The following is a 25,184-nucleotide window of genomic DNA, read 5'->3' on the forward strand; positions in this document are numbered from 1 at the left end:
CAGGACGATTGGCAGGCTGCGGCGAGCAAGATGAACCTTTCGCTTGGTTTCAGCGCCGATGCGTAACAGTCTGAGCCTTCATATTCTGTGCGAGGACGGAGAGCACGTGCTCTGTCGAGGGCGCCGCTCAGACAAAGGCGGCGTCGGCAACGTCCTGAYTGTGCGGCCCGCCGCCGACCATCCGTCGTCCGCCAGCCTCGACCGCCTCGCTCACGAATTCAGACTGAAGGATGAACTCGATAGCGCCTGGGCGGTACGGCCATTAGCGCTTTTGCGCGAAGAGGGGCGGACCGTGTTGGTGCTGGAAGACCCGGGCGGTGAGCCGCTGGAGCGGCTGCTCGGCGCGCCCATGGAGGTCGAAAGCGCCTTGCGCTTCGCCGCCGGCATCGCGGCGGCGCTGGGGCAGCTCCATCAGCGTGGCCTCGTGCACAAGGACTTCAAGCCTGCCCATATCCTCGTGAATGTCACGGACGGAAGGGCGCGACTTACCGGCTTCGGCATCGCCTCCCGGTTGCCGCGCGAACATCAGGCCCCCAAACCGCCCGAAACGATTGCCGGCACGCTCGCCTACATGGCGCCCGAACAGACCGGACGGATGAATCGCTCCATCGATTCGCGCAGCGACCTCTACTCGCTCGGCGTCGTGCTCTATCAGATGCTCACCGGCGTCCTGCCGTTTTCGGCGACGGAGCCGATGGAATGGGTGCACTGCCATATCGCCCGAAAGCCGGTGCCGCCGAGCGAGCGCCTGACGTCGATACCGGCCCCGCTCTGCCAGATCGTCATGAAGCTGCTCGCCAAGACGGCGGAGGAGCGCTACCAGACTGCGGCTGGCGTCGAACAGGATCTGCGACGCTGCCTGACTGCGTGGGAGCGCCATGGCCGGGTCGATGCGTTCCCGCTTGGCGAGCACGACACGCCGGACCGTCTGGTGATTCCCGAGAAGCTGTACGGCCGGGAGCGCGAGGTCGACACCTTGCTGGCGGCCTTTGAGCGTGTGGTCGCGCGCGGCGCACCGGAACTCGTGCTGGTCTCGGGTTACTCCGGCATCGGCAAGACCGCCGTCGTCAATGAGTTGCACAAGGGACTGGTGTCGTCACGGGGGCTCTTTGCCGCCGGCAAGTTCGACCAGTACAAGCGCGACATTCCTTACTCGACCCTGGTGCAGGCTTTCCAGAGCCTGGTGCGGCCGCTGCTTGGCAAGCGGGACGCCGAACTGGCGAGCTGGCGCGACGCGCTGCTGGAAGCCCTGGAGCCGAACGCACGGCTCATGACCGATCTCATTCCCGAACTGAAGCTGATCATCGGAGAGCAGCCGCCGGTGCCGGAGCTGGAGCCGCAGCAGGCGCAACGCCGCTTTCAGCTCGTGTTCCAACGATTCATTGGTGTCTTCGCCCGGCCGGCGCATCCGCTGGCACTCTTCCTGGATGATCTTCAATGGCTCGATACGGCGACACTCGACTTGCTGGAGGATGTGCTGACCCGGTCGGACTTGCAGCACCTGATGGTGATCGGCGCCTATCGGGACAATGAAGTGGATGCCGCGCATCCGTTGACGCACAAGCTGCAAGCGATCAGGAGCGCTGGCGGAAAGGTGGAGGAGATCACCCTGGCGCCGCTTGGCCGTGACCACCTTGGGCAGCTGATTGCGGATGCCGTGTGCTGCGCCACCACAGACGTTGTACCGCTGGCGCAGCTGGTGCACGAGAAGACGGCCGGCAATCCGTTTTTCGTGATTCAGTTTCTCTACGCGCTCGCCGAAGAGCGCCTGTTCCACCTCGATCATGAGACGATGGCCTGGTCCTGGCATCTCGATCGCATTCACGCCAAGGGCTACACCGACAACATAGTGGATCTGATGGTGGGCAAACTGAGCCGTCTGCCAAGCGAGACACAGCAGGCGTTGCAGCAGTTGGCCTGCCTCGGCAACATCGCCGAGATCACGATGTTGTCCACCGTGCTTGCGATACCAGAGAAGCAGGTCCATGCGGTGCTCTGGGAGGCCGTCCGCCAGGAACTGGTCGAGCGTCAGGAGGGCGCGTACCGGTTCATTCACGACCGGGTGCAGGAAGCCGCCTATTCCCTGATTCCGAAAGCGATGCGCGCGGAGGTTCATCTCCGGATCGGTCGCTTGTTGGTCGCGCAAACGCCCGCCGAAAAGCGGGACGCCGCGATCTTCGAGATCGTCAATCAGCTCAACCGCGGCGCCGCGCTGATCACGGAGCAAGCGGAACGGGACCAGCTCGCCGCGCTCAACCTGATAGCGGGGACGCGTGCCAAGGGTTCCACGGCCTATGCTTCGGCGCTCACTTATCTCAATATCGGCGTGGCGCTATTGGGGGAGGGTAGCTGGGGCCGCCAGCACGAGATGCTCTTCGCGTTGGAGTTGAACCGGGCCGAATGCACATTCCTGACCGGCGAGCTTTCGGTCGCGGACGCGCACTTGGCGGCACTGTCGGGGCACGCCACGACAACCGTCGAACAAGCCATTGTTGCCTGCTTGCATATGGATGTCTGCCTGGTTCTCGATCAGAGCAGCCGCGCGATCAACGTCGGTCTCAATTGCCTCCGACATTTCGACATCGATTGGTCACCCCATCCGGAGGGCGAAGAGGTGCGGCGCGAATACGAGCGCATTGGGTCCGTGCTTGGCAATCGGGAAATCGAAGCGCTTATCGATTTGCCGATGATGGAGGACGCCGCGTCCCTGGCCACCGTCGACGTCCTGATGAAGCTCTGGACGCCGGCCTTGTATACCGATGAAAACCTGGCTTCCCTGACAATCTGCAAGGCGGTCAGCCTGAGCCTGGAGCACGGCAATTGCGATGCGTCCTGCTTCGCCTACGTCATCCTCATTCGTATTGCAGGGCCGCATTTCGGCGACTACAAGGCAGGGTTCCGATTCGGCCAGCTAGGTTACGACCTTGTCGAACAGCGCGGACTAAAGCGGCTCGAAGCGAGGACATTTGTTTGCTTCGCGCTGTTTGTCGTGCCTTGGATGAAACACGTGGGGGCTTGCCGGGATCTGCAGCGCCGCGCCTTTGACGCGGCGAACCGCGTCGGCGATCTTCAGTATGCAGCCTACACGCGCAACGATCTGAATTCGAACCTGATCTTCTCCGGCGAGTCGCTGTACGAGGCGCTGAGCGAAGCCGAGCACGGCCTCGCGTTCGCCGAGAAATCGCGCTTCGGACTTGCCATTGACATTATCGCCACGCAGGTTGCGCTGATGCGGACGCTTCGGGGACTCACACCAGAATTTGGTTGCCTTGACGATGCGCAGTTTGATGAATCGCGGATCGAGCGGCGTTTCTCGGAAAATCCGGACCTGGCGATCGCGGCGTGCTGGTACTGGATCCGGAAACTTCAGGCGCGCTGTATCGCCGGCGATCACACGGCTGCCATGGATGCCGCCGCGAAGGCAAAAGGGCTGCTGTGGACCACGGCCTCGTTCTTCGAGGAAGCCGAATACTATTTCTACGGGGCGCTGTCCCATGCCGCTTGCGCCGATGCCACATCCGGCGATACGCGGCAACAGCACTTGTCGGCCCTGACGGCGCATCACGGACAACTCACGGTCTGGGCGGGGCATTGCCCGGAGAATTTCGAGAACCGCGCCGCGCTGGTGGGCGCGGAGATTGCCCGGATCGAAGGCCGCGATCTTGATGCGATGCGCCTTTACGAACTGGCGATCCGTTCGGCGCGAGCAAACGGCTTCGTACACGTCGAAGCCATCGCCAACGAGCTCGCTGCGCGATTCTACGCGGCGCGCGAGTTCGAGGTCATCGCAGAGACCTACTTGCACAACGCGCGCTACTGCTATTTGCGTTGGCGAGCCGACGGGAAGGCGCGGCAACTCGAACAGATGCATCCGCACCTCAGAACGGAAGCGGTCTCGCCCGGCCCCACGGGCACGATCGCGACGTCGGTCGAGCGCCTCGACCTCGCAACCGTGATCAAGGTGTCGCAGATGGTCTCCGGTGAGATCGTCCTGGAAAAGCTGATCGAGATGGTTATGCGTACGGCGATTGAACAGGCAGGTGCCGAACGCGGTGTATTGATCCTGCCGGATGGTGGTGAGCAGCGGGTCACCGCAGAGGCGACGATTGACGGCGACAATGTCGTCGTGCATCTCCATGACGACGCCGTGACCGAGGCGGTGCTGCCAGAGTCCGTCCTCTACTACGTCCTGCGGACTCGGGAGAGTGTGATCCTCGACGATGCCGTGGCCGACGCCTCGTTTGCAGCCGATCCTTACATTGGCCAGCATCGCACCCGTTCCGTTCTCTGCTTGCCGCTGGTGAACCAGGCGAGGCTCACTGGTGCGCTCTACCTCGAAAACAATCTTACGACCCGCGCGTTCACGCCCGCCCGCATTGCGATACTGCGGCTGGTGGCTTCGCAGGCCGCAATTGCGCTGGAAAATGCCCACCTGTACCACGAGCTAGTGGGACGCGAAGCGAAGATCCGACGTCTCGTTGACGCCGACATCATCGGGATCGTGGTCTGGACGGTGGAGGGGGACGTTCTCGAGGCCAATGACGCGTTTCTTCGCATGGTGGGCTATGCACGCGACGATCTGGTTGCAGGGGGAGTCCGCTGGACGGATCTGACGCCGCTGGAATGGCGTGAGAGCGACGAGCGTGTACTGCAAGAGATCAGGGAGATGGGAAGCGCGCCGCCGTTCGAGAAGGAGTTTGTCAGGAAGGACGGCAGTCGCGTGCCGGTCCTGATCGGTGCGGCCACCTTCGAAACCGGGCGAAAGGATGGCGTCGCCTTCGTGCTCGACCTGAGCGAGCGCAAGCAGGCAGAGGAAAGCATCCGTGAGGGCGAGCGACGCTATCGCGAAGCGCAGACGGAACTGGCACATGCGAACCGTGTCGCGACGATAGGGCATCTCGGGGCCTCGATTGCGCACGAAATCAAGCAGCCGGTCGCCGCGACAGTGACCAATGCCCACGCAGCGCGGCGGTGGCTGAACGCCCAGCCTCCCAATGTCGACGAGGTCGGCGAGATATTGGGCCGTATCATCAAGGATGGCAATCGGGCCGTGGACATCATTGGCCGCATCCGTGAACTGGTCAAGAAGGCGCCGCCACGAAGGGAGCCGTTGGACATCAACCAGGCAATCTGCGAGGTGGTCGAGCTCACCCGTGGCGAAGCACGGAAGCACGGCGCCACGGTGCGAACCCACTTCGAGGACCCACTACCGCCCATTCAGGGAGATCGGGACAAAGCCCGCCGGCCTGGGGATGGGGCTGTCCATCTGCCGTTCGATCATCGAATCACACGGCGGCCGATTGTGGGCGAGCGCGAACGTTCCCCGCGGCGCGATCTTTCAGTTCACGGTGCCAGCCCATCCAGACGTCTCTTCGTAATGGCCTTGGGGCGGGGGACAACTTGTGTGGTGACCAGCCGACTTTGAGCGCGCCGGCTAAGTGGGACCGCGCGAGACGGCGCAGAAGTGGGGGGCTCTTACCAAGAGCGGAGCGGACATTCGTTTTACGAATGCGAGTGTGGGCCAAGGACCGTTCATGGCCGACTACTGCCCGCTGTGGCTTCAAGCCGGTCGCGCCCAGTTCGAGCTGTTTGCGTCCGGACCCAAACGTCGTTGAAGGCGAACTATGACGTCATTCTCGCCGCCTGTCGCAGTTCCTATGCTCATCGCGTCCGGCTCGCTGATTTCGTCTTCCCTCCATGCTATCTGGTGCGCGCCAGCGTCGTAGCGAACGAAGTAGCGGCCACCCCGGCGAATAACCTCTAGGCCGTCACTGTCGAGATCGAGTCCAAACAACTTCTCCTCCACCATCATTCCTCTCCGAGTCGTAGGGTGCGTTGAGTGCGGCCGTCGCCCCGAACCTTTGAGATTGTGTGCAATTTAGACGCGCATGTCGAGTGACCGCTTCTGGCCGTCAGCAGACCGTGGTCGGGGGCATAGAGTCCCAGTAACCCTCAGCGGCCATTCGCTTCTTTAACGCGGTATCTTAGGTGAACCGAAGCCTTACCGGAGGCCTTCGGTGTGCAGGGCTTTGCGCACAGCCGGCCGCTCCCGCATACGAAGATACCAGGTCCTGAGGTTCTCCAGGCCGTCGAAGTGGATGTCGGTCTTATAGGCCGACTCAAGCCACTCGGCTTGGCCCCACTGAGTCAGCGAAAAAAGGTAGGCATCGGCGACAGTGTAGGTGTCACCCATTAGATAGTCGCGGCCGGCGAGCTCCTTGTTAAGCCACGTGTAACGTTTCTCCAACTTAGGCTTCGCAGTCTCGACGCCGTACTTGCCAGCCAGCCTCGAATAGAGCAACGGAATGAAGCCCTTATGGATTTCGGAAGTCAGGAAGCTCAACCACTCCTGCAGACGATAGCGGTCGATGGTCCCGTTTGCCGGGGTCAAGTTCGACTCAGGTTTCAGATCTGCCAAATACTGAACAATGGCCGGCCCCTCACACAGCAGCGTGCCGTCGTCGAGTTCAAGGAGTGGGACGTAGCCAAAAGGACTGAGTTCGAAGAAATCTCGACCGTCTTCCGTTTCGTGAGTTTTGTAGTCCACCTTCACAAGGGTTACGTTCAGCCCCAACTCATTTAGCACGATGTGCGGCGACAGCGAGCACGCGCCCGGAATGTAGTACAGCTTCATTTCATGTCCCTTAAGGTCATCGCAATGCGGTGTGCCTTGCTGATGAATCGAATCATGCTGAAGACGGTATAGAAAAGGAACAAGGCACTAAAATGTGGTGTAGGTACATTTTTTATACCAAGTGAGGGAGAATCTTCATGAAAGCGGCTGTGTCGGGATGTTCGGTAGAGGAAGCAATGCGACTATTGGGCGGCCGGTGGCGGCTGCTGATCGCCTCGTACCTACTTGAAGGGCCGAAGCGCTTCAACGAACTGCGAAGAGAGATGCCAGACATTTCGCAGCGCATGCTCACTCTAGACCTGAAGGCACTCCAAGAAGTCGGCTTGGTGAAGCGCACAGCGTTTCCCACCGTTCCCGTTACGGTGCAGTACGAACTGACTGAGGACGGTGCGCGCCTTGCACCGGTCGTGGAGGTGATGCGGGAGTTTGGGCTTTGGGTGAAGAGCCGGCCGATGCCACCCCATGCGCCAGAACCGTATTCGTTAGCGCACGAAGAGCCGGCCATCGGCGTCGTGGCTAAAACCGGTTAAGGAGGCAAGCATGCCGCAGGGCACCTGGCGCGGAGATGTGGACGTCTCCGACCCCCACTTTTTCTGTTCGCGCGTTCCGGGTCTTGCGGCAGTTCTCCCACGGCAGTCATTCGCGTTCTTCAGCGTATTGCGCACGCCTGGCACCCCAAGCGCTCAGCGCACCGGAAGGGTGCAGGCCTGAACCGCGAGAGAAATTGCGTCTAATTCAGAATTCAACAAGTCGCAACACGAGGTCATCCACCTGGCTGAGATGATTTACCCGATGTGTGCCTATGCTTCAGACGGGTTCGCGGTTGGCGCCCGGCTGAGTGGGTATCACCTACGGTGTTAGGCAACAGGCGTGCGCTCTGCAGGACTCATATGGCACAGACGCCGCGCAGCGTGGGTCGCTCGCCGATGGCTGCGCCGTGGTCCAAGTGGCATTGAATCGGGAGGGCGCGATGCCAGTTAACCTGCCAGGATCCATCGATGTCGTCATCGACATCAACCATGACAGCCATTTCGATGCCATCAAAGCCAGGGATGCCGGGGTGCTGTGCGATGCCGTGCAGGCACATGGTGCGGACCCCATCCTCAAGAATTGCCCACTCTGGTATGCCCGGTACCGAAACCAGCCTATTGGCATCCCGACTGACACCTGGCCGCACTTTATCCTCTGGCAGTACACCGACGGAAAGTCCAGGCCGTTGCCCCATGTGTTTGCGGGGATGGAGCCCAGCGATCGGGATTGCTATGCCGGAACCGAAGCGCAACGGAAGGCGGCATGGCCGTTTGCTGACTATTTCAAGACAGCACCGAGGTCGACCGATCAGAATGCCTAGGTGCCAAGTGCTCCGTACCTAGCCCAGGACAGATGAAAGCCGACGCCGCCAGTGCGGCACAACCCTTCGCGATGCATATCCTGCAATGGCTTTCTATAGCCTTGCTGCTAGGGGGGCTCTGTGCATGCGCGCCGAACAGCGCGTTTCGCACCCATCTCGTTGACCTCGACAAGGACGCAAGCTGTCAGCGTGCAAGCGCCAAAATGCACGATGACCCCCGTCAACTGTGCGGCAGCGTGACGCCCGAAAGTGTGCGAGGGCTCTTTGAATTGCATTTCGTCGAGTTCGACGACCAGGGCTGGCTGTTCCCGAATACTCCGGCTTCCGCAGACGCACTGGCGACCAACCCCTCGGACCAGATCGATAATCTGATGGGTCGGCTGACGTCCCTCCTCGCCCAAGGCGAAGACCTGAGCATCGTTGTTTTTGTTCACGGTTGGAAGCACAACGCACAGGTCGACGATGCCAATGTGCAGGAATTCCGTGCTTTGCTTGAAGCCGCAGGCGCCGAGGAACGTGACCGGGCCGGACCGGCTGGCACACCGAGGAAGGTCGTGGGCATTTATGTGGCCTGGCGAGGGAAGTCGTGGACGGTGCCCGATCCGCTGCTGAGTCTTACTTTCTGGGCGCGCAAGGAGGCGGCGCGACGCGTCTCGATCGGATCGTCGCGCGAGCTGTTCGCGCGACTGCGATCCCTCCGAACTCATTACAACGATGCGCGGTCGGCCGGCGCGCCCCAGACGGGCGCCGCCGCTGAGAAAGCGGGCGCGCGTCCGCGCATCCGCACGCTGATGATAGGTCATAGCTTTGGTGGTCTGATCCTTTATGCCGCCATGTCCGGATCGCTAATCGAGTCGCTGGCCGCGCAGCGAGATCTGGCCGGAACGGGCAAGGTAACGGAACTGGCGGAAAGACCGGCGGACGTGATATTGCTGATCAATCCGGCTTTCGAGGCATCGCGCTACGAGGCGCTCTATCGCGTGTCGCTCAGGTATCAGCCGACACGGTTCCAGCCGCCGCTGCTGGTGTCCGTCACGTCGATCAAGGACTGGGCAACTGGAATCGCATTTCCGATTGGGCGCTCGGTCAATACGCTCTTCGAGCGTGAGACCAACAGTGAACAGGGTACGGCCATGAAGAAGACCCCGGGCCACATCGATCACTACCTGACGCACCGACTCTACGCTCACGCCCCTGGCGAAGCGCCAGGCGGGGACAACGCCCCGCCTGGCGACGGCGCCCGTTGTGCAGGATGGAGGTCAGAGGCGGAGCTCAAAGATTTGCACGGTGAGGAACTGGGCAAGGCAGTGCGTCAGAACAAGAAACTCGAGGCAGAAGAAGCTGCGGAGTTCTTTCGCCAGAACCTCACGCCAGGCTATCTGCTTAAGCCAAACTGGGCACGTACCTTCTGCGGCGGCAGCTTTCTGACGACCGTGGGTGGTGCTGATGGGGCCGCGGCGGCGAACGCACTGATCTGGAACGTCGAGGTGGACGGCGATGTCATCAAGAACCACGACGACGTGATGAATCCTGTGTTTCGAGCGTTCATGCGGCAGCTTTATGGGGATGTCTCCGCGCATCCTTAATCTCCGCTGAACGTCGTGGCGGGCGTGCAGCCGTTTATCGCAGGCGACGGACGCTGCGGTGGCCGCGGCCGTGGTTGGCCGGCGCGTCTGCGACACGGATTCCGCCGCCCAGGCCGTGATCGAAGCAGCTGGATGCGGGGCGTTCGTGTTCCACAGGACCGGCCACGCGCCATTGTGGGCGATGAGCCCGAGGTGATCGTCCAGACGCCAAAGACGTTGGCGTACGCCACGGTTGGATAGCGTGCCGAATCTGCCCTACATCAACGATTCCACCGAGTAAGCGACGCCATCCCGGCCGGGATCGGCGCCGCCTTCCAGATGGCCGTCGTTGAGGCGCACGGCGTGAACCCAGCCGATGGTGTAGTTGTAGGGGTTCCGGATGACTTCATATCCACGTTGCTCAAGTTGCCGAGCCACTGCCCGGGGTACCCGGTTGCAGATGTCGATGGCGTTGCTGGTCGACGAGAACCGGGGTGCCGACACCGCCTCCTGCATCGTCATGCCGCGATCCACCACATTCAGGATGGCTTGCAGCACGCCCATGGCGATCTGGGTGCCCCCGGGCGCGCCGAGCACGATCTCGGGCTTGCCGTCCCGGAACACAATCGTCGGGCAAGACGACGTGAAGCGGCGCTTGCCCGGCGCAATGCTCCCGGCCCGACCGGGGCGGGGATCGAACACGCCCATGCAGCCGTTGTACATGAACCCCAGTCCGGGTGTAATCGCCCCGGCCGGCATGGCGAGCGAATGTGTCAGCGACACGCAGTTGCCATCGCCGTCGACGACCGAGAGGTGCGTAGTGTCTCGCGGCACCGCATGGCCCGGATTAACGCGCGTCACCTGGACGCGATGCCCGCTCCGGACTGCGTCCGCCGTCGCCGCCGCCCGCTCGCCCGACAGAAGGTAGTCGAGCGGGACGTCAACATAGGCAGGGTCGCCGATATGGCGATCCTTGTCGACGGTGGCCTGCTTCATGATCTCGCACAGTATCGCGATGTACTCGGGTGAGTTGTGTGGAATGGATGCGAGGTTGAACTGCTCGAGCGCGTGCAGCATCTCCAGCAGCATGGCGCCGCCGCCAGGAGGGTGGTTCGTCGCCACGATGCGGTCACGGTATCGGCCGAACAGCGGCTTTTGCCGGACCACCTGGTAGTCATCGAGATCCGCCCTGGAAATCAGGCCGCCATGGCGCTGCATGTCTTCGACGATGGCGGCGGCAATCTCCCCGCGGTAGAAGTCGTCGGCGCCTACGCGACCGATCCGCTCCAGCACGTTGGCCATATCGGGATTGACGATGGGCGTGCCAACGGATTTGGGGCTGCCGTCGGCCTTGCAGTAGAGCGTGCGACCTGAAGCGCTGAAGGCCAGCCGTTCCCGGTTGCTGGCACGGCCCAGTGTGGCTTCGTCGTTCCAGAAGGCATACATGCCGGGGCGGACGAAGTAGCCGTGTCGCGCCCAGTCCACGGCCGGAGCGACGACTTCGGCCCAGGGCAGGCGGCCATGCGCGGTGTGCATCGCCGCCAGTCCGCGCAGCGTGCCCGGCGTGGCGATGGACTGATAACCGATGTCGTTGAGGCGGTCCTTGATGAAGAAGCCGAAGCCGTCGCGCGCTTCGCCTTCGAGCAGGTCGGCCCACATGTCCGGCCGGGCATTGCCCGGCGCGGTCGCGTGGAAATCGAAATACTCGTGCACGCTGCTGCCGGGCAAATAGACCGCTGCGGTGCCGAATCCGGCGATCCCGCACATCAGCGGATCGACCACGGTCTGGGCGAGCGCGCACGCCACTGCGGCGTCGACGGCGTTACCGCCGGCTTTCAGGATTTCCGCACCCGATTCCGCAGCTTCCGGCTGCGGGCATACCACCATTCCTCGCGTACTCATGGTCAGTTCGCCTTGAAATCTACGTCGGACATCGCACTCTGCAGACGGGCGGTATCGCGTTCGGTCAGTTGCATCAGCAGGCTCGACGGCCCGGGCATCGGGATCACCTGCATCGTCTTCATCTTCTGGAGCACGGCCTTGTCAGTCAGGAATTTCTGCGAGGCGGCGTGCAGGCGCCGGATCGTTTCGGGCGGTGTGCCGGCCTTGGCGGCAATCCCCATCCAGCCAAGGTCGTCGAAGCCCGTCAGTCCGAGCTCGGACGCGGTAGGGACGTTGGGCAGTTCGGGGACACGTTTCGGCGAGAAAAGCGCCAGGGGAACCAGCTTGCCGGCTTGAATCTGCGGCGTGGCGGTGGCCACGGTGGGCGCCATGACCTGAGTCTGTCCGCTGACCGTCCCGACGATGGCATCGGGTTCACCCTTGTAGGGGACATGGGTCATCCGGAGCTTCTGGTTCTTCTGAAACAACTCCACGATGACGTGCGTGGAATTGCCCTTGCCCGACGATGCAAAGTTGATTGCGTCGGGCTTGGCCTTCGCCATGGCCTCAAGGTCCTGCAGGGTACGAATACCGGATTGCGGATTGGCGACCAGCACGAAAGGCGTGGTCGTCAGCACCGCCACCGGCGCAAAGTCGACTTCTGGCTTATAGGCGAGCGGCGCGTAAGCGAACTTGTTGAGCACCATCTGCGACACGCCCGCCAGGAAGAGCGTGCAACCGTCGGCAGGTTGACCGAGCACGTACTTCGCAGCGATGACACCGCCAGCGCCGGCCTTGTTCTCGACGATGATCGTCGTGCCAAGTTCCTGCCTCGCCGCTTCCGCCCACATGCGTGCCAGCGTATCGGTGCCACCGCCGGCCTCCTGTGAGACCACCAGGCGGATTGGGCTGGTGTTTCCGGCCTCCCCGCGGGCCCATGCCGAGCCCGTTGCACTCAGAGCCAGCGCGGCAGCCACCATCCTCCCCGGAGTGGAGATTTTCCTCATGTCGTATCCTTATTTAAAATCGTGTCGTGGTTGCAGTGCGGCCGCTGCTACCGCATTATTGCCGCGACTGCGCCGGCATCGCCAATGAAAACTTACGAACATACTATGAGGAAATACTCATGCAATCACCGCAAGACGCTGTAGCGTGGGCCCGGCGGTTGCGCATGCGCCATCTGGAGTCGTTCCTCGTTCTGATTGAGGCGGGCACGCTGACGCTGGCTGCCGACAGGCTCCACATGACCCAGTCAGCCGTCTCGCACTGGCTCAGCGAGATGGAGGAGCTGGTCGGCGCCCGGCTCGTGCTACGGGGCAAGCAGATGCGGTTGACGCCGGCGGGCGAAGCCGTGCGCAAGCTGGCGTTGCGTGTGCTTGGTGAAGTCAGCCGGACGAATGACGAACTCGTATCGCTCGAACGAGGCGAGGTGTCGCGGCTGCATATCGGCAGTGTGACGGCGGGCATTGCCCACCTGTTGCCGCGTGCCATCCTCGCTTTCCAGAAGGATGAAGGCAACGTGGCGTTTCAGGTCTCGGAAGGCGTCTTCAATCGGCTGCTGAGCCAGCTCGAAGAGCGCGAATTTGACCTGATCGTAGGCTCGATCGACGCACGCGCCTATGGGCCCACGCTCGAACACGAAGTGCTGTTCGAAGACGATATTGCGATCCTGGTCGGGCCCGACCATCCGCTGTCGGGCGCCACGCAGATTGACTGGACGGACCTCTATGCCTATCCATGGGCCATGCCGCCGCGCGATACGCTGATGCGCGTGCGGCTGGACAACACGCTGCTGGAGCGGGGCGGCGCCGGAATCGTGCCGGCGTTGGAGACGGGGTCGGTCATGGTTCTCGAATCCATTCTCCATGCCAGTCATTACCTGGGCGTCTGTTCGGGCGCGATGGCCCGGCACCTCGTGGCCCGCTCGCTGGTACGACGCCTGCCCCTGACCGACGTGGGTTCCTTCGGCCCCGTCGGCGTGGTGTGGAGACGTGGCGGCCAGGATGAGACGCTACTGAAGTTCGTCTCGATCCTGCGGCGGGAGGCGAAGAAAACGATGGGGGGTAGATAGGAAGGATGGCGGCTCAACTGGCACGGTCTGCCTTAGGCTTCTTCTTTATGCCGGTCGCCTTGAGCTTCTCGGTAAGGAAATCGATGAAGGCGCGCGCTCGTGCCGTCTGGTTTCGCCGCTGCGAGTAGTACACGAACAGGTCAGCGGATGGCAGCTTGTACTCTGGCAGCAGAATTTTCAGCCGGCCACTCTCCACATACTTGGCCAGATCCCATTCGGAGCGGATCAATATACCGTGGCCGTCGAGAGCCCATCCCAAAACAATGTCTCCATCGTTGCTGGATAGCGCGCCCTCGACCTTGACGGTCTCGTGACGGTCATCATGTTCAAAGCGCCAAACGCCGTAGGCACTGTCATTCTGACGATGGATGATGCAGCGATGGTGCATCAGATCGGAGAGGGTCTTGGGGGTGCCGAACCGCTCGATGTATCCCGGCGATGCACAGATAAACCTCCGGTTCGACATGATGCGGCGTGCAGAGAGCCGGCGGTCGGGAAGGGCGCCGAACCGGATTGCCAGGTCGATCCCGCTATCGACCAGGTCGACCGGCCGGTCTGTCACTTCCAGTTGGACTTCAACGTGCGTGTACCGCTTGGCGAATTCAGAAACGAGAGGCGCTATCGTCGTTCGACCGAAGCCGAGCGTCGCGTTCACGCGCAGTAATCCGCGCGGCTCCGACCCACTGCTGGAGACGACATTCTCCATCTCCTGAAGATCAGCCAGAATTCTCGTCGCGTAAGAGAGATACGTCTCGCCTTCCGTCGTGAGGCTGATGCTTCGCGTGGTCCTGTTGACGAGGCGCACACCCAAACGGCTCTCCATTTGCGCAAGGCGCTTGGTGGCGGCGGGAGGCGTCAGGTCGAGTTCGCGCGCGGCGCCGGAGAGGGTGCCCAGCTTGGCGACGAGGACGAAGAACTCAAGTTCCGTGGCGAGGTCAGTTTTCACTCTGATTTAATAATGTTGTGATTTTGATTCAATTCTAGAACAGTCTTCCGCACCTATGCTACGCACTACCACGCCGATGGGCGTGAGCGTTCTGTGTATCAGGAGACACATTGTGAGAATCGTAGAAATCCGCGAGAAGACCTTCCCAATCAGCTCGCCCATCCGCAACGCCTACATCGACTTCAGCAAGATGACCCTCAGCCTGGTCGCCGTGATCACCGACGTGATCCGCGACGGGAAGCCGGTGGTGGGTTACGGCTTCAATTCCAACGGTCGCTATGGACAGGGCACCCTGATGCGCGAGCGCTTCATCCCCCGCATCATGGAAGCAGACCCGGAATCGCTCGTCGACAGCACCGGAAACAACCTGAACCCGCACAAGGTGTGGGACACCATGTTCAAGAACGAGAAGCCCGGCGGCCACGGCGAGCGGTCTGTGGCTATCGGCACGATCGACATGGCGATCTGGGATGCCGTGGCCAAGATCGAGGGCAAGCCGCTGTTCCAACTGCTGGCTGACCGATACGGCAATGGCCAGGCGGACCGCAAGGTGTTCGTCTACGCGGCGGGTGGCTACTACTATCCGGGCCAGGATCACGGCAAGCTGAAGGACGAGATGCGCAGCTACATCGACCGCGGCTATACAGTGGTCAAGAAGAAGATTGGTGGCGCATCGCTCGACGAGGACCTGCGTCGTATCGACTCCATTCTGAGCGTGTTGCAGGACGGGCAGAAGCTGGCGGTCGATGCCAATGGTCGGTTCGACCTCGATACGGCGATCCAGTATGCGAAGGCGCTCTCGCAATACGACCTCTTCTGGTACGAAGAGCCGGGCGACCCGCTCGACTTCGAGCTGCAGGCCATGCTGCGCAACTACTACGACAAGCCGATGGCGACCGGAGAGGATCTGTTCTCAATGCAGGATGCTCGCAATCTCATCCGCTATGGCGGCATGCGTCCTGACCGAGACTGGCTGCAGTTCGACTGCGCGCTGAGCTACGGCCTGGTGGAGTACCTCCGCACGCTGGACATGCTCAAGGAGCACGGCTGGTCGGCGCGCCGCTGCATTCCGCACGGCGGCCATCAGATGTCGCTGAACATCGCGGCCGGCCTCGGCCTGGGTGGCAACGAAAGCTATCCCGATCTCTTCCAGCCGTTCGGTGGCTTCCCCGACGGGGTCAAGGTGGAGAAAGGCTACCTCACGATGCCGGACCTGCCGGGTATCGGCTTCGAGGGCAAGTCGGACCTGTACAGCGTGATGCAGCAACTGTCGAACTAACCGGCAGACATCAAAAATACACAAACGGAGACAACCATGTGGATCAGACAAGCGGCCGGACGGGCCGCAACCCTTTGCCTTGTCAGTGGCTTGATTATCGGTGCGGGTCACGCCAACGCCGAGTATCCAGAAAAGCCTGTCACCCTGGTTGTCCCGTTCGTGGCTGGTGGCCCGAGCGACAAGATTGCCCGCGACGTTGCCGAATCGTTGCGCAAGACGCTCGGCACTACCGTCGTCGTCGAAAACACGGCGGGCGCGGGCGGCACCATCGGCACGGCACGTGTGGCTCGCGCCGCGCCTGACGGCTATACGCTGCTCGTCCATCATATCGGGCTGGCCACCGCACCCGCACTTTACAAGAAGCTCGGATACAAGACATCGGATCTGGCCTTCGTTGGCCTCATCAACGAGGCGCCGTCGACGCTCATCGGAAAAACGGCTCTGACGCCGAATAATTTCGCCGAGCTCCGAGAGCTCATCAGCGCCAGCGGTAGCAAGCTGAATCTCGCGAATGCCGGGGTGGGGTCGGCTTCGCATCTCTGCAGCTTGCTGCTGCAGAACATGCTCAAGAGCGACATGACGTTCGTCCCCTACAAGGGAACCGCACCGGCGATGTCCGACATCATGGGAGGCCAAGTCGACCTCATGTGCGAACAGGCAACCAACAGCACCCCGCAGATCGAGGCCAGGAAGGTCAAGGCTTACGCTGTCACCAGCGCGCAGCGCTCTGCGGTGCCGGCGCTGTCAGGAATCCCGACGCTCATCGAGGCGGGGCTTCCCGGCTTCAACTTCACGGTATGGCATGGCGTATATGCCCCTCAGGCTACGCCGCAAGCCGTGCTCGATAAAATCAACAAGGCGCTTCGCGCAGCACTGAAGGATCCCAGCCTGATCAAGCGCGAGGAGGCGCTGGGCATCACCGTCATATCCGATGATCGCCTCTCTCCTGCAGGCCACAAGAAGTTCTTCGATGACGAGGTTGTCCGGTGGACGAAGGTTATCAAGGACGCAGGAATCCAGCCGGAGTGAGGCGGCGACGGCGCTACCGTTGGCGCAATGCCTGCGCCACCTCCGGTTACCGAACATCAATGATCGCCCTGCGGTCGCTGCCATGCAGCCGCCGCAGGGCGCGTGCGTTCGAAGTCCGGCGATCGAAATCGACTGGATCTTCAGATTTCGTCGACCTTCTTCGGCTTCTCAGAGGCCGACGTCGGGAGTGCGGCAATCTTGCCCGCCTTGGCCAGCTTAACGAGGCCTTCACCGATCTTGGCCGTGTTGGCGACCTGCGAGCTTACCGACGAGGCCACGTCTTTCAGCGCGCCCAAACGCGTGACCAGCGTCGGGTTCGACGCCACGCCTGACACCAAAGCGGTGCTGCCTTCGGCCAGCTGCTTGTCTTTCAGAACGCCCAGCATGAAGGTAAAGGCGGCGTTGCCGAACGATGCCATCTGCGCCTTGTTCATGGCGCTCAGCTTGGTTTCGCCTTCCTTGCTGGCCAGCGCCTTTTGCACTGCAGTCGCTTCATCGCTCTTGATCTTGCTGATCTCGGCGGCCTTTTCTGCTGGATCGGCGATGGCGTTGGCTGTTGCCAGGCGCGCCTCAAGGGCGGCAATTTCTTCCTTACTGGCCAGCGCCTTGAAGATGTGCGCGGACGACGTACCGATCATCTGGTTGGCGTCGTTGGCGGTCTGGATGAAGGCGTCGATGTCGCCAGCGGAAACGGCCGACGCGGAAGCGCCGCCGACGCCAGGGATCGCGGACGTGATATTGCCTAGGCCGAATGCGATGGCGGCTGGTGCGGACAAGAACAGGGTGCTGCCGACGACGATGGCCAGTGCTACGGAAGTCTTCTTCACGATGGTGTTTCCTTCAGTTGGGATTCAACAATTGCTTCATGACGCCATCGAGGCTCGTCCGCGTGTCGCGGTCGAGATCCATGGCTTGCAGGGCGGTTACGCTCGCAGCGTCGGCCGCCGCCGGGTATCCATTCGAGACGAATCCGTGTTCGAGGATGGCCTGGCTCACGACGCTGCCGCCGGCGCGCTGCCGATAGGCCAGCCGAATGTTGTAGCCTTGCGCGCAGAGCCCGTCCTCGCATTTGCGGTCGCGAGGATCGATGCGGTACAGCGCCTCGATGCAGCGGTCATAGGTGCCAGCCCGTAGCGCGAGATCGCGGGCGAAGCCGGACTGCCCACCGACGCGTCCCTTCACCAGATCGGCGAGTGCGGGGTTGATCATGACGACTTTGGCCGACGCTGCGCCGGCGTAGGCGAGTAGATTGAAGCGATCGAGTGAGACAGTGCCAACCTGGCTTTTTTCTGCCGGGCAGTAGGCCACGCGCTGTCCGCCGCTCGCCGTGCCGCCCACGCTGTCGGCCAGAACAACGTCGCCGGACTCCGGATGAGGCGGTTTGCCTGCGATAGGTAATACGGGCGAGGCAGTCACTCGGGCGCCGTCGCGGCTCACGACGGTCGCTTCCCAGATCGGAACCAACGCTTCCTCGGTCAGCGGGCCAGGCTTGCCGATGCCGTGATAGACGCGGACGGTATCGCCTGTCTGCAGGGCGCCGGCTGCGTCGTCGATCTGGAAGCTGTCCCCGGCGGCGGCGACGATTTTCAACGTCAGTGGCTGGATGCGGACTTCCTTGCTGAAACGGTCCGCCAGGTCATTCAGGGCATTCTTGAGCACCACCTCACGGCGGTCGGCCGCGTTGAACCCGGCCTTGTCGGTGACGGTATCGTCGATACGTTGCGTCACATCGGCGGCGTAGAGCACGCGCCCGTCACGCGACAGCAATTCCGCAAACGCCCATGCCTGATAGCTTTGCAGCGTCTTGTAGGCCAGGTTGGTGGGCAGCGCATACTGGCGCGCCGGTGGCACCACCATACGGATGAAGTAGTCGGGCAGGGCGCGTTTGCCGCTCACCTCGTGGCCGATACTGGTGTTGCTGTCGATCGACGCCTGCACCTGGCTGAAGTTGCCATTCAGGGGCAGCGTGGCGAAGGGCGCGCCACTGCCGAGCTTGTCCGTGAAGAGCTGCGTGCTGACCGCGTCGGACAGGTCATCGTTACCGTCGCTGACGAGAGCCAGCACGCGCGGCTTCTTAACCTCTGAAAGCGCCATCGTTCCAGCTCGGCTGAACACCGCACCATCTTTCGGCGTGCCGAGTACGGGTACCGCCACCGCATAGTCGGCGCCGGCATGTTCCACGCGGATTTCGCTTGCGCCGTCGTTCATGACGTCGCCCTTGCCAATGCCGGCGCGATAGCCCTTGTCGAGGATCACGAAGCCCCGCCAGGTATCGGCGACGCGTGTCTCCACGACATAGGGGTTGAACTGGCGGGCGGCAGACGCCAGCATCGACTCCAGCAGCGCCGCGAAACCGTTGCGGTAGGCGCCGGCTACTCTGGTGTCAATGGCGGCCTTGCCAAGCGTCCGCGAGACAGTCATGACGTCATATCGGGTCTGGCTGAACGACTGGAGCACCTCGCCCGTCATCGGATTGCTGAGGTACAGGCTCAGCGTCACCGGCAGATAGATATCGGTGGTGCCATCCGACTTGTCAATCTGATAGCGCGACGCACGCGTCACCTGGACCGACAGCGCCAGCGTGCGCAGGCGGTTCTTGCTGTCGATGGTCGGCGTCAGCGTGTTGAAATGCGCCTTTGCACGGTCCTGCAATTGCGCGACGCTCTGCTTGATGTCAAGCGCCGGTCGGAAGGCAGGATCCACCTTGCTGCTTGCACCTCCGGCTCCCGCGTCGTCAAAGAAGATGCCGGGCACCACATACAAACCGACTTCGGCGCCGGTTGCGTTCCCGCCGCCAAGCGTTAGCGCAGCGGCGGCCACTGTCAGAAGAGACTTGCGCATGTCAGCGTGCCGCCTTGGCCTTGGCGCAACCGTTCATGCACAGCGTGACGATATTCCCGTCCACCATCGAGTCGAGTCCCGCGAATATCGGGTTGCTGCCCAGCGCCATGGCCACGGCCTGGTCTAGCGGATCGGCGCCGCGATAGGTGGCAACAACCTCCAGCTTGTCCGTACCGGCCTGGCGTTGCGTGGCCTTGTCGAGGCCAGGCACATTCTTGAGCGCCTGATTGAACGCAGTGCGGTTCATTAGCGAGAGACTGCCCCCGGTAAGGCGGATAACGTATTCGGCACCGTACATGGTGCGGCGCTTCGCGAAGTCCTGGATTCGTTTGCCAACCTGGTTCCCTAAGCTAGCGGCCAGCTTGCCGGCAAGCTTCGCGCGGCAATCGTCAGACGAAATGCCAACGGCGGCCTCGGACTGAGTAGCGGAGCCAATATCTTCGCCGGTCTTAGTGGAGAAGGTCTTGGTGCTAGCCACGCCCGTGCACGCGGGCTGGCCGGAGTTCCGGTCCACGCCCACGTCATAGATAACCGAGGAACCGATCATCAGGTAATCCGCGGTGGCTTCCTGGCGGGCGAATTCCGTGTACTTGGCGAGTTCCGCGCCGTTCTCGAGTTGGTCGAGCGTGATGGCGCGATTACCGAAATACTTGCTCTTGAAGAGGGCGTTGTCGATGACCTTGATGTCGAGGTCGCCGAGTTGGCCCTTCAGCTCGTTGTAGGTGTAGTTCTTCTTGTCCGGGCCGGTGTTCTGCGGCTGGTACTTGACCAGTTTGCGGAAGTACGTATTGTTGTGGTCCTCGGCACTGACGTTGTGCGAGTACGCCGACTGCGAAGAAGAAGCTGCTGCCACGTTGCTGCTACTGGCCGCCGCAACCTGACGCGAGGCCGCGCCGGCCGCCTGGCGGCTGCTGGCACTGGCCGCGTCGTAGCGAGCACTGTCACGGCCGGCTACGGCGGCCTGGCCGCCATAGCCGTCACGGGTGGCGCCGGCTACCTGGGTGTCGCGCGCCGCGCTTACGCGACCGGCTGCGCTTTCCTTCACGACGAACGCCGCCTGTTCCTTCGACGCGTAAGCGGAATTGCTACTCGCGGCATAGGCCGACTTCTTCGAACTCGAAGCGGCTTCCTTCTCGTTGTAGCTGCTGCCTTCCTCGTGACGGAACTCCGTCAACTCCTCCAGCGGCGCGCGCAGATTCGTCGGCGTGGTGAAGAACTCATCCATCATCACCAGGATCGGCTGGCTGCGCGTAGTGGTGGTGTTGAGAGCCAGGCCCAGGTCGCTGATCTCGGTCCGCAGCGCCTTGTCATCCATCCGCAGCGTGATGCTCACCTGGTATTGACCATCCAACGAGCTCGGGACGGGGCTGTAAAACGATTCCTCTCCCACCTGAACGACGAGGTCGTCGAGCTTTGCCTGTACGTCGGGATTCTTGCTGGTGCCGGCACCAACAACCTTGTCCAGCGCGGCCAGCACAGCATTGCGCTTGGCCTGTCGTAGTGCAGACGTACGTACAGATGCCAGATCGTCGGTGATCCGGGCGCTGCCTACCCCGCGTGCTTCGATATCCATGGCCTGTACGGCGGGCGCGGCTAGCACGGCTGCCGTCGCCATGGCGAACAACGTCTTGCGAAATGGGGTCATGATGGGAATTACTTTGAGTTGGAGATCGATACGGAGACGTCGCCGGCCCGCACTACGGTGCCGGTGTTGCTGGTCTCCACTGCGGCATCGCCGGCCTTGACGGATATGGCAGGGGCAGGCGCTTCAGGCACTGTTGGGGCATCGGCGGCCTTTTCGTTACCGCAAGCGGCCAGCACAAGAACGAGCGCCGCCGCAGCCAGTGACACTGGCTGTTCTGAGAACTTCATGACGATCTCTTTAGTGGATGCGCGGTGTGCGCTGGGGCTGGATCCCGTCGTGCGGGGCGTATTGCGAGGAGGCGTCGCTAAAATGCGGCGATGAAGAATAGCGTAGCGCGGTACTGCAGCACGCGCGCGAGCGAGCGTCGGACGACCTGAATACTTTCACAACCAATTCCGATTCTTTTTCTGGTTTTTCCGCGTGGGCGGCCCACCTGAGGCACCACAGGAGTGCTGCGGCAATAATACGGCCTCCGTGTGATTTATGCGATGTAAAAGCTGCCCTACGAGAGTGGGGCGCAGAACTCACGAAATCTGCCGAGTCGTCCTTCAGCAGGGCATCTCATAAATCCAGCGCACGCATAACTTGCGCGTTCCGATTTGAGGTGGAGAACGGCGGTGATCAGGGGCAAGCGGAAGCCACGAAGCACCTGATCGGTTCGTTGTCACTAGCCGATGATCCGGGATCGCCGCAAACCGTGCGATCACCGACCTGTGCCTGGGTGGTGCGTCCATTTCCACCGCATCGACGCTCGCTGCCCCACGCGGCCTTGCAGCCATATCACGTTACCAAGGCACCACGGCTGTGCCAGAATGTAGCGTCATCATCCCAGACCGGCATTCACTGCCTGCCCCCTCACTTGACAGGCCTGTCCGCTACCGTCCCTATATCCGTCGTCAACGGCTTCCTGTCCGGGGCGGATCCTGCTGCTATCGCGCGGCTTGCCGAGCGTTCGGGGATTGCGCATGAACTTCTGCAAGAGCCCGCCGCGCGGGTCACCCAGGAACAGTTCGCCACGCTCTATCGGCTGCTGGCAATGGAGCTTGACGATGAAATGCCTGGCATCTTCAGCCGTCCGCTGCGCAATGGCGTGCTGAAGTTCCTGGGTCTCAGCCTGCTCGACGCGCCAAGGCTGGAGGTTGCCCTGCATCGCTTTGGCCAGTTCTTCCACCTGATCCTTGATGAGTTTCGTCTGACGTTACGGCGTGAGGCTGGGGAGGGGTATGTCGAACTGGTGGCGAACCCGGATGGCCCGGGCGTGAGCGTCCTGGGCTGCGAACTGATGCTGAAGCTGGTGCATGGCATGGCCTCGTGGCTCATCCGCCATAGAATCCTGCTCAATGGTGCCGAGTTCGCCTTTCCGCTCCCGCCGCAGAGCAGCGATCATCTCTATCTGTTTCCAGGCCCGGTCCGCTTTGACTGCGCACGCACGCAGATCAGTTTCGATGCGGCCTACCTTGACTTGCCTGTCAGGCAACGCAAGCCGGACCTCGAAAAATTTCTTGCGCGCGCGCCCGAAGACTGGATATTCGTCGCCTTCGCCGAGCAGTTGACCTGCCACCGCGTGCGCCAGCACCTTGCCGAATGCCTGCCCGCGTCGCCGACCATCGACGCTGTCGCGCAGGCACTTCACCACTCCGTGCGCACCTTGTGCCGGCGCCTGTCGGCCGAAGGCACGACGTTCCAGGCCATCAAGGACGAGGTGCGGCGCGATCTTGCCATCCAGCGCCTGACGCGCTCCGAAGATCCCATTGCCGCGATTGCCTACGACGTGGGCTTCGACAATCCCACCGCCTTCCATCGGGCGTTCCGGCACTGGACGGGTAGCACCCCCAACGCCTACCGTCGCCCACTCTGATCCGGTGATTGCCGCCAGCCGGCGTCGATCGGTGCGGCCTGTCAATCCTGGCCGTCGACTGACAAATCCTGCCACTTCAGGCGGCGCTCAAGCCGTCTGCCGGGTGCATGCGCCTGTTCGAGGCTGAAAGCGGCACGATTTGTCAGCGAATGGGCCAGTTCGGGTAATCGGCTTTGCGCTGCCCGACATTACGATCACTCCGTTAATGTCGCAGCGCAGCAGGCTACCGAGCCGCGGGCGCTGCATCTCAAGATAAAGAGGCAAGAGATGAGCTATACCGCACCCACCAAGGACATGCTGTTTGTCATCCGGGATCTGGCCGGACTGCCAAAGATTGCCACGCTTCCCGGTTTCGAAGACGCCACCCCGGAAACGGTTGAGGCGGTTCTCGACGAGGCCGCGAAATTCCACGGCGAGGTACTGGCGCCGCTGAACGTGGCAGGGGACAAGGCCCCGAGCAGCTGGCACGATGGCGAAGTGCGGACCACGGCCGGCTTCAAGGAGGCGTTTCGCCAGTTCGGCGAAGGCGGCTGGCAAGGCGTCGTCCATCCGACCGAATTCGGCGGGCAGGGATTGCCCAAGCTGGTCGCCACGCCATGCATCGAGATGATGAACGCGGCGAACATGTCCTTCGCGCTGTGTCCGCTGCTGACCGACGGCACCATCGAGGCACTGCTCACGGCGGGCTCCGACGAATTGCAGCAGCGCTATCTGCCGCGCCTGATCGCAGGCGAATGGACCGGGACGATGAACCTCACAGAGCCGCAGGCCGGCTCCGACCTCGCGCTGGTCCGCTCGCGCGCCGTGCGTCAGGCGGATGGCTCCTACAAGGTATCGGGCACCAAGATCTTCATCACCTACGGCGAGCACGACATGGCCGAGAACATCGTGCATCTGGTGCTGGCACGCACGCCGGATGCGCCCGACGGCGTGAAGGGCATCTCGCTGTTCCTGGTGCCGAAGTTCCTCGTCAACGATGACGGCACGCTGGGGGCGCGCAACGATGTCCAGTGCGTGTCGATCGAGCACAAGCTCGGCATCAAGGCCAGCCCGACCGCCGTGCTTCAGTTTGGCGATCACGGCGGCGCCACCGGCTACCTGATCGGGGAAGAGAACCGCGGCCTGGAGTACATGTTCGTCATGATGAATGCGGCGCGCTTTGGCGTGGGCGTGCAGGGCATCGCGATCTCGGATCGCGCATACCAGCAGGCCGTCGCCTACGCGAAAGATCGCGTGCAGAGCCGCCCGGTGGACGGCACGGCAAAGGAACCCGTCCCGATCATCCGGCACCCCGACGTTCGCCGCATGCTGACCGAAATGCGGGCGCTGACCGAAGGCGCGCGGGCGCTCGCGCTGGTGGCGGCGGGCTACTCGGACATCGCGCATGCCGCTGCCGATGCCGAGACGCGCGCGCAGTACGCCGCGGTCTACGAATACCTCGTGCCCGTCATCAAGGGATGGAGCACGGAGATGTCGCTGGAGGTCACCAGCCTAGGCGTGCAGGTGCACGGCGGCATGGGCTTTATCGAGGAAACGGGTGCGGCGCAACACTACCGCGATGCGCGCATCCTGCCGATCTACGAAGGCACCACCGCCATCCAGGCCAACGATTTGATTGGCCGCAAGACTGTCCGCGACGGCGGCGCTACCGCACGGACCATCCTCGCACAGATCGATGACACGCTTGCCGCGCTCGCGGAGCGTGGCGCCAATGCGGCATGCAGCGCAATGTACAAGCGTCTGAGCGCAGCGCACACCGCACTGGCAAACGTCATCGAGTTCGTCGTCGCGAAGACGCGTACCGATGCCAACGCCGTGTTCGGTGCCAGCGTGGCCTACCTGAAGCTGGCTGGCATTGTGCTGACCGGCTGGCAGATGGCGCGGGCGCTCATCGTTGCCATCGATAAGCATCACGAGGACGAGGCCTTCTACGGCGCCAAGATCGCCACCGCGGAGTTCTTTGCCAACCATATCCTGGTGCGCGCGCCGGCCATGGAAGCGGCGATCACCAGTGTCGCCGGCACGGACGGATTCCTTGCCTTGAACGACGCGCAGTTCTGACGCAGTCATCCCAGACCCAGAAA

17 protein-coding genes and 1 pseudogene are annotated in these 25,184 nt (G+C 62.3%); 10 read left to right on the forward strand and 8 right to left on the reverse strand.

Translation table 11 applies throughout. The features are described 5' to 3' along the window. Window positions 1–58: 58 nt before the first annotated feature. A pseudogene (locus AB4120_RS27015) lies at window positions 59–5,378 on the forward strand (trifunctional serine/threonine-protein kinase/ATP-binding protein/sensor histidine kinase). A gap of 623 nt (window positions 5,379–6,001) precedes the next feature. Here the strand turns inward: AB4120_RS27015 and gstA are convergent. Then, on the reverse strand, window positions 6,002–6,634 hold the full coding sequence (gene gstA / locus AB4120_RS27020; protein WP_441643054.1) for a glutathione transferase GstA: 633 nt from the start codon (window positions 6,632–6,634) through the stop codon (window positions 6,002–6,004). Window positions 6,635–6,771: 137 nt separating this feature from the next. On the opposite strand from gstA, the gene AB4120_RS27025 reads away from it, so the two are divergent. The 4 genes from AB4120_RS27025 (at window position 6,772) to AB4120_RS27040 (ending at window position 9,767) form a co-directional block, all read left to right on the forward strand. Next, entirely contained in the window at window positions 6,772–7,164 is a 393-nt protein-coding gene (locus AB4120_RS27025) for a winged helix-turn-helix transcriptional regulator (protein ID WP_149137769.1), read from the forward strand. 440 nt (window positions 7,165–7,604) lie between these two features. After that, entirely contained in the window at window positions 7,605–7,985 is a 381-nt protein-coding gene (locus tag AB4120_RS27030; RefSeq protein ID WP_441643055.1) for a hypothetical protein, read from the forward strand. A 32-nt stretch (window positions 7,986–8,017) separates the two neighbouring features. Then, entirely contained in the window at window positions 8,018–9,571 is a 1,554-nt protein-coding gene (locus AB4120_RS27035) for a hypothetical protein (RefSeq protein ID WP_149137771.1), read from the forward strand. A 70-nt stretch (window positions 9,572–9,641) separates the two neighbouring features. Next, entirely contained in the window at window positions 9,642–9,767 is a 126-nt protein-coding gene (locus AB4120_RS27040; RefSeq protein ID WP_392388567.1) for a hypothetical protein, read from the forward strand. Between the two features lie 59 nt (window positions 9,768–9,826). On the opposite strand, the gene ggt is transcribed toward AB4120_RS27040, so the two are convergent. After that, on the reverse strand, window positions 9,827–11,452 hold the full coding sequence (ggt, locus tag AB4120_RS27045) for a gamma-glutamyltransferase (RefSeq protein ID WP_149137772.1): 1,626 nt from the start codon (window positions 11,450–11,452) through the stop codon (window positions 9,827–9,829). 2 nt (window positions 11,453–11,454) lie between these two features. After that, a complete protein-coding gene (locus tag AB4120_RS27050) occupies window positions 11,455–12,438 on the reverse strand; it encodes a Bug family tripartite tricarboxylate transporter substrate binding protein (RefSeq protein ID WP_441643056.1) in 984 nt (327 codons plus the stop codon). 119 nt (window positions 12,439–12,557) lie between these two features. On the opposite strand from AB4120_RS27050, the gene AB4120_RS27055 reads away from it, so the two are divergent. Then, window positions 12,558–13,502 (forward strand): LysR family transcriptional regulator, encoded by a 945-nt coding sequence (locus tag AB4120_RS27055; RefSeq protein ID WP_441643057.1) that lies wholly within the window; start codon window positions 12,558–12,560, stop codon window positions 13,500–13,502. A 13-nt stretch (window positions 13,503–13,515) separates the two neighbouring features. Here the strand turns inward: AB4120_RS27055 and AB4120_RS27060 are convergent, their stop codons facing one another. Beyond that, window positions 13,516–14,448 carry a LysR family transcriptional regulator gene (locus tag AB4120_RS27060; RefSeq protein ID WP_441643058.1) on the reverse strand — a complete coding sequence of 311 codons (933 nt, stop codon included), beginning with the start codon at window positions 14,446–14,448 and terminating at the stop codon, window positions 13,516–13,518. A gap of 112 nt (window positions 14,449–14,560) precedes the next feature. On the opposite strand from AB4120_RS27060, the gene AB4120_RS27065 reads away from it, so the two are divergent. Both AB4120_RS27065 and AB4120_RS27070 read left to right on the forward strand, forming a co-directional pair. Next, entirely contained in the window at window positions 14,561–15,727 is a 1,167-nt protein-coding gene (locus AB4120_RS27065; protein ID WP_441643059.1) for a mandelate racemase/muconate lactonizing enzyme family protein, read from the forward strand. A 36-nt stretch (window positions 15,728–15,763) separates the two neighbouring features. Continuing rightward, complete coding sequence (locus AB4120_RS27070) at window positions 15,764–16,756, forward strand: tripartite tricarboxylate transporter substrate-binding protein (protein WP_441643060.1); 993 nt, start codon at window positions 15,764–15,766, stop codon at window positions 16,754–16,756. 140 nt (window positions 16,757–16,896) lie between these two features. Here AB4120_RS27070 and AB4120_RS27075 read toward each other — a convergent pair whose 3' ends face one another. From AB4120_RS27075 to AB4120_RS27090, 4 genes are read right to left on the reverse strand one after another with little or no spacing between them, the layout of a single operon-like run. Next, entirely contained in the window at window positions 16,897–17,583 is a 687-nt protein-coding gene (locus tag AB4120_RS27075; RefSeq protein WP_149137777.1) for a hypothetical protein, read from the reverse strand. 13 nt (window positions 17,584–17,596) lie between these two features. Then, entirely contained in the window at window positions 17,597–19,597 is a 2,001-nt protein-coding gene (locus tag AB4120_RS27080; protein WP_441643061.1) for a hypothetical protein, read from the reverse strand. Between the two features lies 1 nt (window position 19,598). Next, on the reverse strand, window positions 19,599–21,242 hold the full coding sequence (locus AB4120_RS27085) for a hypothetical protein (protein WP_441643062.1): 1,644 nt from the start codon (window positions 21,240–21,242) through the stop codon (window positions 19,599–19,601). 8 nt (window positions 21,243–21,250) lie between these two features. Next, on the reverse strand, window positions 21,251–21,469 hold the full coding sequence (locus tag AB4120_RS27090) for a hypothetical protein (RefSeq protein ID WP_149137780.1): 219 nt from the start codon (window positions 21,467–21,469) through the stop codon (window positions 21,251–21,253). 632 nt (window positions 21,470–22,101) lie between these two features. Between AB4120_RS27090 and AB4120_RS27095 the strand changes: the two genes are divergently transcribed. Beyond that, on the forward strand, window positions 22,102–23,100 hold the full coding sequence (locus AB4120_RS27095; protein ID WP_149137781.1) for an AraC family transcriptional regulator: 999 nt from the start codon (window positions 22,102–22,104) through the stop codon (window positions 23,098–23,100). Window positions 23,101–23,367: 267 nt separating this feature from the next. Next, a complete protein-coding gene (locus tag AB4120_RS27100) occupies window positions 23,368–25,161 on the forward strand; it encodes an acyl-CoA dehydrogenase (protein WP_441643063.1) in 1,794 nt (597 codons plus the stop codon). Window positions 25,162–25,184: the final 23 nt, after the last annotated feature.

It is taken from the genome of Cupriavidus sp. 2KB_3, assembly GCF_052115685.1.
Taxonomy (GTDB): domain Bacteria; phylum Pseudomonadota; class Gammaproteobacteria; order Burkholderiales; family Burkholderiaceae; genus Cupriavidus; species Cupriavidus campinensis.